The organism is Flavihumibacter stibioxidans, assembly GCF_014332695.1.
Taxonomy (GTDB): Bacteria; Bacteroidota; Bacteroidia; order Chitinophagales; family Chitinophagaceae; genus Flavihumibacter; species Flavihumibacter stibioxidans.
On the sequence record NZ_MBUA01000012.1, the window covers coordinates 24,004 to 37,326 of the forward strand.

At 47.5% G+C, this 13,323-nt stretch carries 11 protein-coding genes; 2 read left to right on the forward strand and 9 right to left on the reverse strand.

Going from position 1 to position 13,323, the window contains the following annotated elements:
• Window positions 1-2 precede the first annotated feature (2 nt).
• Together BC349_RS07235 and BC349_RS07240 are read left to right on the forward strand one after the other, a co-directional pair.
• The gene (locus tag BC349_RS07235) at window positions 3-836 is read left to right on the forward strand and encodes an ABC transporter permease (RefSeq protein ID WP_187256089.1); all 834 of its coding nucleotides are present in this window, start codon (window positions 3-5) and stop codon (window positions 834-836) included.
• Between the two features lie 41 nt (window positions 837-877).
• Window positions 878-1,351 (forward strand): RDD family protein, encoded by a 474-nt coding sequence (locus BC349_RS07240; RefSeq protein WP_187256090.1) that lies wholly within the window; start codon window positions 878-880, stop codon window positions 1,349-1,351.
• A gap of 2 nt (window positions 1,352-1,353) precedes the next feature.
• Here BC349_RS07240 and BC349_RS07245 read toward each other — a convergent pair whose 3' ends face one another.
• From BC349_RS07245 to mraY, 9 genes are all read right to left on the reverse strand, one after another.
• Complete coding sequence (locus BC349_RS07245) at window positions 1,354-2,277, reverse strand: TIGR01777 family oxidoreductase (RefSeq protein ID WP_187256091.1); 924 nt, start codon at window positions 2,275-2,277, stop codon at window positions 1,354-1,356.
• 114 nt (window positions 2,278-2,391) lie between these two features.
• The gene (gene ftsZ, locus BC349_RS07250) at window positions 2,392-4,350 is read right to left on the reverse strand and encodes a cell division protein FtsZ (RefSeq protein WP_187256092.1); all 1,959 of its coding nucleotides are present in this window, start codon (window positions 4,348-4,350) and stop codon (window positions 2,392-2,394) included.
• A 68-nt stretch (window positions 4,351-4,418) separates the two neighbouring features.
• Complete coding sequence (gene ftsA / locus BC349_RS07255; RefSeq protein ID WP_187256093.1) at window positions 4,419-5,801, reverse strand: cell division protein FtsA; 1,383 nt, start codon at window positions 5,799-5,801, stop codon at window positions 4,419-4,421.
• A 9-nt stretch (window positions 5,802-5,810) separates the two neighbouring features.
• Window positions 5,811-6,767: a cell division protein FtsQ/DivIB gene (locus BC349_RS07260; protein ID WP_187256094.1), complete on the reverse strand. Its 957-nt coding sequence runs from the start codon at window positions 6,765-6,767 to the stop codon at window positions 5,811-5,813.
• 2 nt (window positions 6,768-6,769) lie between these two features.
• Window positions 6,770-8,155, reverse strand: a complete 1,386-nt coding sequence (murC, locus tag BC349_RS07265; protein WP_187256095.1) for a UDP-N-acetylmuramate--L-alanine ligase — start codon at window positions 8,153-8,155, stop codon at window positions 6,770-6,772.
• A gap of 9 nt (window positions 8,156-8,164) precedes the next feature.
• A complete protein-coding gene (murG, locus tag BC349_RS07270) occupies window positions 8,165-9,244 on the reverse strand; it encodes an undecaprenyldiphospho-muramoylpentapeptide beta-N-acetylglucosaminyltransferase (RefSeq protein ID WP_187256096.1) in 1,080 nt (359 codons plus the stop codon).
• Window positions 9,237-10,466, reverse strand: a complete 1,230-nt coding sequence (locus BC349_RS07275; RefSeq protein ID WP_187256097.1) for an FtsW/RodA/SpoVE family cell cycle protein — start codon at window positions 10,464-10,466, stop codon at window positions 9,237-9,239. Before BC349_RS07275 ends, murG begins: the two co-directional genes overlap by 8 nt.
• 32 nt (window positions 10,467-10,498) lie before the next feature.
• Window positions 10,499-11,839 (reverse strand): UDP-N-acetylmuramoyl-L-alanine--D-glutamate ligase, encoded by a 1,341-nt coding sequence (murD, locus tag BC349_RS07280; RefSeq protein WP_187256098.1) that lies wholly within the window; start codon window positions 11,837-11,839, stop codon window positions 10,499-10,501.
• A gap of 102 nt (window positions 11,840-11,941) precedes the next feature.
• Window positions 11,942-13,216 carry a phospho-N-acetylmuramoyl-pentapeptide-transferase gene (gene mraY / locus BC349_RS07285; protein WP_187256099.1) on the reverse strand — a complete coding sequence of 425 codons (1,275 nt, stop codon included), beginning with the start codon at window positions 13,214-13,216 and terminating at the stop codon, window positions 11,942-11,944.
• Between the last annotated feature and the right edge of the window lie 107 nt (window positions 13,217-13,323).

Below are 13,323 nucleotides of genomic sequence, written 5' to 3' on the forward strand. Positions count from 1 at the left end.
ACATGATATCACTCCTTAAAACAGAATGGCTCAAGCTGCGAAAGTATCCTGCATTCTGGCTGCTGACCGGATTATGCCTGCTCTCTTATCCGGGCATCAACTACATATTTCTGAATACCTATGATTCCCTTTCAAAAAAAGAGGACGCCACCGGTAAGATTGTAACCATGTTCCTGGGCAACCCTTTTTCCTTTCCTGAAGTGTGGCGAAGCAGTGCATACCTGACATCCCTGTTTGTGTTCATCCCGGCAGTACTGGTTATCATGCTGATCACCAATGAGTACACCTACAAAACCAGCCGCCAGAACATTATTGATGGCTGGAGCAGGCAGGATTTCATGCTGGCAAAGCTGATCGATGTATTGCTGGTGGTATTGATGGTAACCGCCCTTTATGCCATCGTAGCTTATATCATCGGCTACACCAATACGGAAGCCGATGTAACCGATCGTTGGTCCCTTGCCTATTATATTCCGCTTTTCGCCCTGCAGACATTTGCCCAGTTGTCAATTGCCTTCCTGGTCGGGCTACTGGTGCGAAAGTCTTTTATCGCCCTTGCAATATTCCTGTTTTATTCAATGATTGCAGAGCCGATAGCTGTCAACCTGCTTAAATATAAATTCCTGAAAAATGATCTTGGCCGCTTCCTGCCATTGGAATTATCAGATCGCATGATACCGCCGCCGGCATTCATGGGCCGTTTCGATGAGAAGGCCTACCAGGCATCCCTGGACGCAGTTCAGCCGCATATCATATACACAATAATACTGGTGCTCCTGACCTGGGGAATCAATTACCTTATATATAAAGACGGGATCTTTGAATGCTTGCAATGAACGGAAAGCATATCTTAATATAACAAAACAAAATTTCTCCAATGGAATCAAATACCCCTGCAACTGATCTTCTCAATGATGTTGAACTGGAACTTGAACAGGAACCGGCCGGCACAGGCCAGCGTTTCACCAATTTCATTATTGATACGATTGCGCTGTATGCCAGTTCCTATATTCTCGGAATATTATTGGGGATAGTGTTGATGGCAGGCAATCATGATACAAGTTTTCTTGTTAGGGACAGCGGGATGTCACAGCTAATTGATTTTTTTAGCGGTTTTTTACTTTACGCATTATTCTATTCGATTGCTGAGGGCCTGACCAGGGGCCGCAGCCCGGGCAAATATGTAACAGGCACCAGGGTTATCCGGGAAGACGGAAGCCGCATCAGTTTTAAGGATGCTTTAATGAGAAGCCTTTCACGCCTGGTGCCATTTGAAGCATTCAGCGCACTGGGAGGTACGCCATGGCACGACACCTGGACCAATACCAAGGTGGTAAAGATCCGGAAATAATTTCAGACCAATTGTTCAAGGGCGCTTTCGATGGTAGGATATGCGAACTGGAAACCCGCCCGCTGGATTTTTGATGAACTGACCGTAGCGCTTTTCAACACTTCGATACTCATCTCGCCCAACACAATCTTCAGGACGAAAGCAGGCACATGCACGGGCATGAAAGCCTTTCCCTTCAATTGTTTAGCCAGTGTAAGGGTAAGTGTTTTATTATTGACGGGATGTGGAGCAACTGCGTTGTACACACCTGACCAGGCTGCCTTTTCAAAAGCTGAAACATACATCCTCACCAGGTCATTGATATGGATCCAGCTGACGACCTGGTTTCCGGTACTGAGGATGGCAGCAATTCCGAATTTCAATGGTTTCATAAATTCCGCCAATGCGCCCCCTTCTGCAGACAATACAATTCCTGTGCGAAGAATCACCAGTCGTTTACCAAGTTCCTGCACCGGTATAATGCCCTGTTCCCATTCACGACAGGTTGACCCAAGGAAACTCTCGTGTGCCGGATCCACCTCGGTAAAGGGATTGCTATTAGGAACCTGTGGGTCAGGACCATACCAGCCGATTGCCGAAGAACTGACCACGGTTTGAACTTTGTTGGGAATTTCCCTCAAGGCCTTGCAAATCAATTCCCCGCCCATTACCCGGCTGTCGCGGATTTCTTTTTTTCGCGCAGCGGACCAACGCTTATCTGCCACGCCTGCCCCGGCCAGGTGAATGATATGGTCCGTATCAGTAATGGCACTACTATCTATTGATTGCTTCTTCACATCCCAGGCAGCATAACTGAGATGACCCATAGCCTGAAAGCGTGACGGATCGCGTGTAAGCACAATAACCTTATAACCTTTGTCCAATAGGTAACTGGTCAAAGCCTTACCAACCGTTCCGGTTCCACCGGAGATGAGTACTGTTTGCATAACTATATTACAAAACTTTAAAAAAGGCCCCTCGCAAATACGAAGGGCCGACTATCCTTAGCAGGATAAACAACTAAAAACAAAATCGTTTTCACAGAACGTGAATACAGTTTCCTAGTCAGGCTTTTTACCATCGAGGAAGGTGTTGATCGTACTGATCTGGGTATTGTTGTGTTCATCTGTTTTCACCGTGTAATTGCTGTAGAAATTCTCAGCAGGTGAAACAGTGTTGTAAAGTTCAAGGTTGCGGCGGATATAGGCCGGCACAGTGTCGAACTCATTGTTGGGGTCGGCTGCATTGATGTTGAAAGACAGATTACGTAATTTCTGAATTCTCTCAGCTGCTTTCCTTTTTTGTTCTTCTACTTCGTCCAGCATCGCCGGTTCCTCAGCAGGAGAATAATACGAAGGTTGAGTTGATGGTGCCCCAGGCTGATCCGCCGCAGGATTTGCATCTTTGATCACCAATTGCATATCGAAAGAAGATTCTTCTTTCTGTGGCATTGCCGGCAACTGCTGATTGATGGGTTCGTTCACAGGAGTCCTGTTTTCCTGGCTGGATTTGTTCTCCGGCCCTTTTGCCGGTTCTGCATAAATATTGGATGGCTTGGCCAAGTACCCCCCGGATGCTGCAGACACCGGAGAATTCGTTTCTGTAAGTTTCAATTCAATCCTTTCTTCTTTCTGTTCTGCAGGTAAGCTTTGCGAAGCTAAGGGTTGCCCCTGATCAGATGAATTCGAGTTATCAACAGTAATATTACGGTCATACTCATCCGTAAATGTCACAACCGGATGATCATAAGTAATTGCAGGTGTTTCTTCCACAAGCCTTGGCTGCATCTCTGCAGGGAGTTCGGTATTGGCAGCAGCGGATGCTGCAGTCGGTGGCACTACTGTCATGGTTGGGCCTGCAACCTTTTGCGCGGCAGCCTGTACCTGAACAGGGGCCGCAGCCGTTGGCTGTGAAGGCCGCTGGTCATCCACCAGGAAAGGCAAAACCGACTGGTCATAAATCCGCGCCTCTTCATTCCTGCCACCCAGGGTCATCACAATCTTTTCATCTTTCTTCGCCTCCGGTTTTTGTGCCTGTCGCTTGTTGAACGGGTCCTTGTATTCAAATCCCGTGGCAATAAGTGTGATGCCGATCTTGTCTTCAAGGGTATTGTCATAACCAAGTCCAAGGATCACATCGGTTTCCTCGCCGGCCTGGCTCAAGAGGTAATTCTGGATAATATCAACTTCATCCATAGTGAATTCATGCTGACCTTCTGCGGAGTTGATATTGATGAGGATCCAGCGAGCACCGCGGATATCATTATCGTTCAGCAGCGGGCTGTTAAGCGCATCTTCAATCGCCTGCTGGGCGCGGTTTTCACCCGAAGCTGCAGCATTACCAAGGATCGCCACACCTCCATTACGCATTACCGTGCATACATCTGCAAAGTCAACGTTGATCTGGCCTGTGCTGCTGATCACATCCGTGATACATTTGGCAGCAGTTGCCAGCACGTTATCTGCCTTTGCAAAAGCTTCCTTCATTTTCAGGTTACCATACTGGTGCCGCAGTTTATCATTGCTGATCACCAGCAAGGTATCCACATAGGATTTCAGTTGCATGATACCTTCTTCCGCCTGCAACTGGCGTTTTCTTCCTTCATAGCTAAAGGGAGTGGTAACGATTCCCACAGTGAGGATTCCCAGTTCCTTGCATATTTTGGAAATGATCGGTGCCCCACCGGTTCCGGTTCCGCCACCCATACCTGCAGTGATGAATGCCATCTTGGTATTCACTTCGAGAATGCGTTTAATTTCTTCCAGGCTCTCTTCAGTTGCCTGCTTTCCGATCTCGGGATTTGCACCCGCACCAAGTCCCTGGGTAAGATGCGGACCAAGCTGTATTTTATTCGGCACCTGGCTCAATGCAATGGCCTGTGCATCTGTATTACAAATAATAAAGTTCACCCCGTCAATACTTTGACTGAACATGTGGTTAACAGCATTGCTGCCACCACCACCTACACCAATCACCTTAATGATGGATGATTTCTCCTTCGGTAAATCAAAGTGTATCATATCACAATTGTTTTCGAATTGCTGTTGCCAGCTGGTTAGATAAAGAATAATGGGTTAGTAGTCGTCTCCTATAAATGCTTGTCTTCCTCTTCCTTGAACAGGTCGATCAGGTTGTCCTTGAACTTGCTCCAGAAACGGTTGATGCCGAGTTCCGTTTTACGGCTTTCAACCTGTACTGATTCCTCAGGAACGGAAACCACGGCAGGCTTCTCTTCCACGGCTCCCTTTTTCAGCTCTGTCGGAATTTCAACAGCCCTGAATTTCTTTTCAAACTGTTTGCGGTTACGCTCATAATCGTCATATCCTTTCAGGATTAAACCGATGCAGGTAGAGTACATGGGCTTGGTCAGTTCATCAATATGACCTGAAGCCAGGTGCTCATTCGGGTAACCAATCCTTGCATTCAGTCCGGTAACATATTCAGTCAGCTGGATGAGGTGCTTCAACTGTGAACCACCACCGGTCAGCACGATACCACCATTGAGCATGCGACTGTCCATTCCCACCTGTTTGAGATGATAGGTAACAAAATCCATGATCTCGCTCATGCGGGCCTGGATGATATTGGCCAGGTTCTTCACGCTGATCTCCTTGGGAGGTAATCCGCGCATACCCGGGATAGTTATGAAAGCATTTGCCTTGGCTTCATTTGCCAGGGCAGAGCCAAACTGCACTTTCATCTGCTCCGCCTGTGTCTTCAATACTCCAAGGCCGGTTTTAATATCATTGGTGATATTCTCGCCCCCAAAAGGAATAACAGCCGTATGTTTCAGGATGCCTTCATAAAAGACGGCCAGGTCGGTTGTACCACCACCGATGTCCACAATGGCCACCCCCGCTTCAATATCTTCCTGCCCCATTACCGCTGCAGCTGATGCGAGTGGCTGCAACACCAGGTCCTTGGTATGCAGTCCGCTTTTCTCCACAGCCCGGTTGATGTTGCGGATGGCATTCTTATCACCGGTGATAATATGGAAATTGGCGCCCACTTTCACCCCGCCGTAACCGATGGGATTAGGAATGTTCTGGAAATTATCTACAGTAAATTCCTGCGGGATCACATCAATGATCTGGTCACCTGCAGGTATATAGGTTTTGTACTGGTCAGCGATCAACTGGTCAATTTCACGCTGTGAAATTTCTTCATCATTGGACTGACGCACGATATCACCCCTGGTCTGAAGACTCTTGATATGATGCCCGGCAATACCAACATATACTTCGCTGATTTCTATGTCCGGATTGGATGCATAACAGTTCTCCAGGGCACAGGCTATTGCCTTGATGGTTTCATCGATGTTCAGCACCTGGCCATGTTTTACGCCGTTGCTGTTGGCACGACCAAACCCCAGGATCTCCAGTTTTCCAAACTCATTTTTGCGACCCGCAATGGCAGCGATCTTCGTTGTGCCAATATCGAGCCCAACAATAATGGGTTGTTCGTTATTCATATATTGTTTTTAGTTGTTTCCCTTATTTGGTTTCTTCATCAATGCCTTAGGTACCAGCGCAGTCTTTCTTTCGGGTTGGGATCGGACGGATGGAGCTGATGCAGGAATTTGCTCCTTACTAATAACCGGTAAAGATGCCGCAGTCGGATTGCCCGTCACTATTTTTTTATCCACCGATGTGGATATTGCCGAACCCTTCACCGCCACCACCTGTTTATCGTATTGCACATTGATGGTGTCATAATAATCAAAGCCTGTCCTGGCAAGCACTTCACGGTAAAAAACAGCCAGTCTCCTGAACTTTTTTTCATAGTCATTACCATCTCCGAAAACGATGGAATGATTGCCAACCAGCGGCACCAGTTCGAACTGCCTGTCTGCCCCCACCACCACCTGCGAAACCTGGGCATTCCAGAAAGGATCTTCCTGCAAAAAATCTGCAATTCCCCTGATCTGTGCCAGCAGGGCGCTGTCGCTTTTACCGGAGGGCTTTAATCTTTCCGGCATACCGGTAAAAACAGGCAGTTTAACCGCCGCTTTACCCGGAGACAGCGGCAGGTATTTTCCTGCGCTATCGAGGTACCATGAATTTCCGCTAACGGTAAAAATTCGCACCATTGGTTCCCGCTCCCGGATACGCACCTGTAACACCCTGTCTTTATCGAAAAACAGCTCCGCGTCCTGCACCCAGCTGTTCTTTGCCAGCTTTGTCTCCATACTTCTGAGATTGAAAGAAGCCACCGGCTTACCCCTGAAAGGGTTTTTTCCTTTAGCCCCGATCGCCTCCAGCACATCTGACTTATCAATGAACATATAATCTTTCGTACCGCTGATCTCAATCTCCACTCCTTTACAATTTGCATCATCCGAACGATTGATGGCAGCGATCAGCACCACGAGCAAACCCGCGCCCGCCATCAGCCAAATAAAGGCTGCAACAACTTTCCTGGTACTGATCTTTCTCATACTCATTTTGATTCCAGCAACATTTTAACCGGATTCACAAGGGTATCTATATCGCCTGCACCAGCGGTTATCAGCAAAGCCCCAAACTCCTGGTTGACAGCGGGAATATAATTTTCACGCAGATAATTCAGCAGGTGATCCTTTTCCACCACAACCACTTTGCCCGGTTCCATTGCAGCACTGATCAGCTCACTGCTTACGCCCTCTATCGGAAGTTCACGCGCCGGATAAACGGGCAGCAGGATTACTTCATCTGCCAGGTTAAGGCTTTCTGAAAACCCGGCAGCAAGGTCGCGGGTTCGCGAATAAAGGTGTGGCTGGAAAATCACGGTGCACTTCCTGCCGGGGAACAATGTCTTTGCGCCATTGATCAGGGCACGCAGTTCTTCCGGATGGTGCGCATAATCATCTACAAAAACCATTTCGCGGTTTTTTATCACATATTCAAACCGGCGCTTCACCCCTCTGAATGCTTCTACTGCAGCCCTGATTTTTTCCAGGCTTATGCCCAGCTGGTTTGCAATGGCAATGGATACTACAGCATTCTCCACATTATGCATGCCACCCATATGTAACACAAAGCCATCGAGTCGTTCACCTGCAACTACCACTGAAAAATGATAACTGCCATCGTGCATGGTAATATCTGTGGCATACACATCTGCCGCGTCGTTCTGAAGACTGTAGGTAAAATGATGGTCAGCTTTCAGGGCCATAGCTTTTGGCAACCCGTGTTTACTGAAAAGTGTTCCGCCCGGCTTCAGTCTTTTGCTGAAATCAACAAAAGCTTCCTGCAAGGCTTCTTCGGTTCCATAGATATCAAGGTGATCCGGATCCATGGAGGTAATCACGGCAATGTCGGGATACAACCTTAAAAAGCTGCGATCATACTCATCGGCCTCTATCACGGCCACATTGCGCGAATCGCTCCAGAAATTTGTCTGGTAATTCACCGCGATACCACCCAGGAAAGCATTACAGCCATAACCCGAATGTCTCAGCAAATGGGCTGTCATGCTTGTGGTGGTAGTTTTTCCGTGCGTACCACCTATGCAGATGTTAAAAGAACTATTGCTGATGACACCCAGCACCTCACTCCGTTTCATTACAGTATAACCACCTTCCCGGTAAAACACCAGTTCTGCATGTGTGGCAGGAACCGCGGGTGTAAAAACCACCAGTTCTGCCTGGCGGGGAATCAGTTCCAGGTTCTCTTCGTAATGGATGGATATCCCCTCCTCCTCCAGCTGGCGCGTCAGCGGTGTGGGTGTTTTATCATAACCGCTTACATGCTTTCCAAGTGAATGGAAATAGCGCGCCAGGGCACTCATCCCGATTCCACCTATTCCGATGAAATAAACTGTTTGTATGTCTTTTACTGATAACAATTCTTCTGTTTATATAATGTTTTTCGCAATCACTTCATCCGCATTGGTTACGGCAAGTGATGCAATTTTATTTTTCAGTTCCTGCTGCTGCGCTTCATTTTTTGCCAGTGCCACCACTGTATTGACCAGGTCAGTTTTTGCTGCGGCGTCTTTCACCATCAGGGCTGCGCCTTTCTCCACCAGCCTGCCGGCATTGATGGTTTGGTGATCCTCTGCCGCAAAAGGATATGGCACCAGCACGGCAGGCTTTTTCACCACACATATTTCAGCGATGGCCATGGCGCCTGCCCTTGAAATAATGATATCTGCGGCAGCATAGGCATAGTCCATCTGTGAGATAAATTCATCTACCCAAAACCCCGTCTTTCCCCGGGCGGCCTGTTTACCTCTTTCCGCAAATGGCTTTCCTGTCTGCCATACCAGCTGTAATCCGTTTTGCTCCAGCATCGGCAAACCGGCTTCCACCGCCTCGTTGATACTTTTGGCACCCAGGCTTCCGCCTATCGAAAGGATGGTGGTTTTTGCAGGGTCCAGTCCAAAAAAACTTATAGCTTCTTCGCGGCTGACCGTACTGTTCACGATATTGGCACGCACCGGATTACCTGTCACCAGGATCTTTTCTGCCGGGAAAAATTTCTCCATGCCATCGGTGGCCACGAAGATTCTGGTGGCGTTCTTTCCAAGCAACTGATTACTCTTACCCGCAAAGGAATTTGACTCATGCAGGTAAGTAGGAATTCCTTTCTGCTGTGCCAGGCGCAGGACCGGAAAACTGGAATACCCGCCCACACCAATGGCCGCATCGGGGCGAAAGCGTTTGAAAATGCTTCGCACCTGGAAAAAACTTTTCACCAGCTTAAAAGGCAGTGAAATATTTTTAATCAAAGAACTGCGGTTGAATCCTGCAATATCAAGTCCTTCAATCTGGTATCCTGCCTGGGGCACTTTTTCCATTTCCATCTTCCCCCTGGCTCCAATGAACAATATCTCAACTGTGGGATCCAGCTTTTTTAAAGCGTTGGCAATAGCGATGGCGGGAAAGATATGTCCTCCCGTACCACCTCCTGCTATGACAATTCTTTTACCCATTTGCAGCCTCCACATTTACCGGTTCTTCCTCGCCATCATTCGCATTCTTTTCTACATATCTTGATACACTCAAAATGATCCCGATGGCAATACAGGTGAACAGGAAAGAACTACCTCCCATACTCACCAGCGGAAGCGTAACGCCTGTAACCGGAAAGAGGTTTACGTTTACCGCCATATTGGCCATGGCTTGTATCACCAGCGTAAAACTCAGTGCCAGTGCCAGGAATGCACCGAATGCATAGGGACATTTCCTGAACAACTGAATACTTCGGAAAAGAAAAATGAGATAAACAAACATCACCACAGCACCTCCTACAATTCCATACTCTTCAATGATGATGGCATAGATAAAATCCGAATACGGGTGCGGCAGAAAATTCCTTTGTTCACTATTACCCGGACCAAGGCCCATCAGTCCGCCTTTCGCAATGGCGATCTTGGCCTGGTTCACCTGGTAGTTATCATCATTGTCTTCGCCGGCACCACCATACATGAAAGTTTCCACGCGGTTCACCCAGGTACTAACGCGTGCGGTTAAGCGAGAACGGTTCTCTGATTTGGATTTGATGCCGTTTCCGTTACTGTGCTGGTAAACTGCTGCCAGTACCAGCATCACTACCGGAATCATGGCTACCAGTCCGGTCAGCACCAGGTGTTTTCCGCTCACCCGGCCGATAAAGAGCAGCAGCATGCTGGTGGCGCCCACCAGCAGTGCGGTGGAAAGATTGGCTGGCGCAATCAGCGCGCAGGTAACGGCCACGGGCACGATAACCGGAACAAAACCTTTCCTGAAATCTTTTATGGTATCCTGCTTTTTACTGAGCAGCCTGCTGATGTACATGAACAATGCCAGTTTCGCCAGGTCGGAGGTCTGGAAGGTAAGGTTGATGATCGGCAGCCTGATCCAGCGACTTCCCTCGTTCAGTTTCACCCCGAAAAACAGGGTGTAGAGGAGCAGGGGAATTACCAGCCAGAACAAAACCTGTGACACTTTTGAATAGATCGTGTAATTGACCATGTGGAAGAAATAGATCAGCATGATACCGATGCTGATGAAGGCCACCTGTTTGAACAGGTACACTTCTGTATTTCCTTTATACATTTTATATGCCAGTGAACCGGTAGAACTGTACACCACCAGCAATGACATCAGGGCCAGGATCACTACGAGTGTCCAGATCACTTTGTCGCCGCGGGTTTTGTTAAGTAACTGATTCATGAGAGTCAATGGGTCAATGGGTCAATGACAGGTTATAATGCTTTTACGGCATCTTTAAATTGTTTTCCCCTGTCTTCATAATTCTTGAACAGATCAAAACTGGCGCATGCCGGACTCAGCAAAACCACATCTCCCTTATCTGCCAGTTTGAAAGCGGAATGAACTGCTTCGGCCGCGCTTCCTGTATTAACCATTACAGCAACATCCTTACCAAAAGCTTCATGGATCTTCAGATTGTCAGTTCCCATGCAGACAATCGCTTTTACTTTTTCCTTTACCAGGTCGAGCAGGAGGGAATAATCATTGCCTTTATCAACACCTCCCAGGATCAGGATTACAGGGCGGGTCATGCTTTCCAGCGCATACCAGGTACTGTTCACGTTAGTTGCCTTGCTGTCGTTGATGAATTCAACACCTCTTACATTGGCCACATGTTCCATGCGGTGTTCCAGCGCTTCAAAAGACTGGATCGCATCCCTTATCTTATCTTTCCTTAATCCGATAACGGATGCTGCCAACCCTGCTGCCATAGTATTATACTGGTTATGTTTCCCCTTGAGCGCAAAATCATAGATGCTCATCTGAAATTTTTCATCGGCTGTTACCACGTTCATTTCCTGGTCTTTGATAAACGCGCCCTGGAGCAATTCTTTTCTCATACTGAATGGTAATGGGTTAGATAGAATGTTAAATTCATTTATATACTGAACGGTTACTTCATCATCTGCACAGTAAATGAAATAATCCGATGCCTGCTGGTTCATTGCAATCCGGAACTTGCTGTTGATATAATTCCGGAACTGGTAGTCGTACCTGTCAAGGTGGTCCTCCGTGATATTGGTAAGGATGGCCACATGCGGCCTGAATTGCACGATATCATCCAACTGAAAACTGCTGATCTCGGCCACATACCAGGGTTTTGGATCAATAGCCACCTGCCTGGCAAAACTGTAACCTATATTTCCCACCAGCGCACAATCCAATCCCGCCTGTTTACATATATGATACGTAAGTGCTGTGGTGGTGGTTTTACCATTGCTACCTGTAATGGCAATCACTTTACTGTCTCCGGTGAACCTGTAAGCCCATTCAATTTCGCTGATTACCGGGATGCCTTTTCCCCTGATTTTCCTTACCAGTTCATTCTTCTCAGGAATGCCCGGACTCTTGATCACCAGTGAAGCTGACAGGATTTTCACTTCGTCGTGCTTCCCCTCTTCCCAATCAATACCCAGGGCGTTCAATTCTTCCCGATGCACCGGCTTGATGGAGCCTGCATCACTTACAAAACAGGAAAACCCTTTTTGTTTCGCGAGAATTGCTGCACCAACGCCGCTTTCGCCGGCCCCTAATATGATCACCAGGTCTTTCATCTTAATAAAAGGTTTTCCACGGATTGGGGGTTCTTCATTAGTATTGGATTCACTGCACCACAAATTCGATACTCCGTCGGTTGGTTTTTCGGTACTTAATAATCAACGGATCTTCAGGGTCACGATGGCGAAGATCACGCACAGTATGGTTACGATCCAGAACCTCGTCACTATCTTACTTTCATGGTATCCAAGTTTCTGGTAGTGGTGATGAAGGGGACTCATCAGGAATATCCTTCTACCCTCACCATATTTCTTTTTGGTATACTTGAAATAACTTACCTGCAGCATCACACTGAGGTTTTCCACCAGGAAGACACCGCAGAAAATCGGTATCAGCAATTCTTTCCTGACAATGATTGCAAGTGCAGCGATGATTCCGCCCAGCGTAAGGCTGCCGGTATCACCCATGAATACCTGTGCCGGGTAAGCATTGTACCACAGAAATCCAACGCAGGCCCCGATCATGGCCCCAATGAAAACCGACAGTTCACCCAGGTTAGGGATATACATGATATTCAGGTAATCAGCCAGCAGCAGGTTACCGCTGGCATAGGCAAATACACCCAGACAAACACCAATCACCGCACTCACACCTGTTGCCAGGCCATCCAGTCCATCAGTTATATTGGCGCCATTTGACACGGCGGTAACGATGAAAATCACGATCATTATGTAAAGAACTGATGTAAATCCTCTCAGTGCCTCCGGCAATAATTTTGAGTAGTTGAATTCATGTGTTCGCACGAATGGGATCGTTGTAACGGGTTCATTGGCTTCCACAAAATAGCGTTCCTTTTCCTGGAACTTAACAACCTTAACGCCCTCTTTTTTGTCGGGAGTTCCTACATATTCGCGCCAGGCCTTGGTATTCTCATTGAACAGAAGTGTCAATCCGATGATCAGCCCCAATCCAACCTGCCCCAGGATCTTGAACCATCCTGCCAGTCCGTCCTTATCTCCTTTTTTATAAGTCGTTCCCTGTTTCTGGGCTATTTTTTTAGCCCTGAGTTTCAGGTAGTCATCAATGAAACCAATGATACCAAGCCAGATGGTACTGAGTATCATCAGTCGTACGTATGCTTTTGTAAGATCTGCCAGCAACAAGGTAGGCAACAGGATGGCCAGGATGATGATGAGCCCGCCCATTGTCGGTGTTCCCTTCTTCTGTTGTTCACCCTGTAAACCCAGGTCGCGTACACTTTCTCCTACCTGTCTGTTACGCAGGTAATTGATCAGTTTTTTTCCAAATACGGTGGTAATAACCAGTGACAGGATCACGGCCAGTAACACCCGGGAAGTGATGAATTGCAACAGAGCACTTCCCGGGATTCGGATGTCCATTTCCTTTAACCAATCAATTAAGTGGTACAGCATGATGGTTTTTTTGTTACTGACTTGCCACCCGGTGTCCAGCCGGGCAGCCTTTGTTTAAATGTAACCGTCCTAAGAATGCAGGAGCCGGATATAACTCTGACTCCAAT

Excerpts from the sequence above, each read along its gene's own strand:
- murG (WP_187256096.1), bottom strand. The coding sequence starts at position 9,244 with ATGGGTAAAAGAATTGTCATAGCAGGAGGTGGTACGGGAGGACATATC.
- BC349_RS07275 (WP_187256097.1), bottom strand. The coding sequence starts at position 10,466 with ATGAATCAGTTACTTAACAAAACCCGCGGCGACAAAGTGATCTGGACA.
- BC349_RS07240 (WP_187256090.1), top strand. The coding sequence starts at position 878 with ATGGAATCAAATACCCCTGCAACTGATCTTCTCAATGATGTTGAACTG.
- BC349_RS07235 (WP_187256089.1), top strand. The coding sequence starts at position 3 with ATGATATCACTCCTTAAAACAGAATGGCTCAAGCTGCGAAAGTATCCT.
- ftsA (WP_187256093.1), bottom strand. The coding sequence starts at position 5,801 with ATGAATAACGAACAACCCATTATTGTTGGGCTCGATATTGGCACAACG.
- mraY (WP_187256099.1), bottom strand. The coding sequence starts at position 13,216 with ATGCTGTACCACTTAATTGATTGGTTAAAGGAAATGGACATCCGAATC.
- murD (WP_187256098.1), bottom strand. The coding sequence starts at position 11,839 with ATGAAAGACCTGGTGATCATATTAGGGGCCGGCGAAAGCGGCGTTGGT.
- BC349_RS07245 (WP_187256091.1), bottom strand. The coding sequence starts at position 2,277 with ATGCAAACAGTACTCATCTCCGGTGGAACCGGAACGGTTGGTAAGGCT.
- BC349_RS07260 (WP_187256094.1), bottom strand. The coding sequence starts at position 6,767 with ATGAGAAAGATCAGTACCAGGAAAGTTGTTGCAGCCTTTATTTGGCTG.
- ftsZ (WP_187256092.1), bottom strand. The coding sequence starts at position 4,350 with ATGATACACTTTGATTTACCGAAGGAGAAATCATCCATCATTAAGGTG.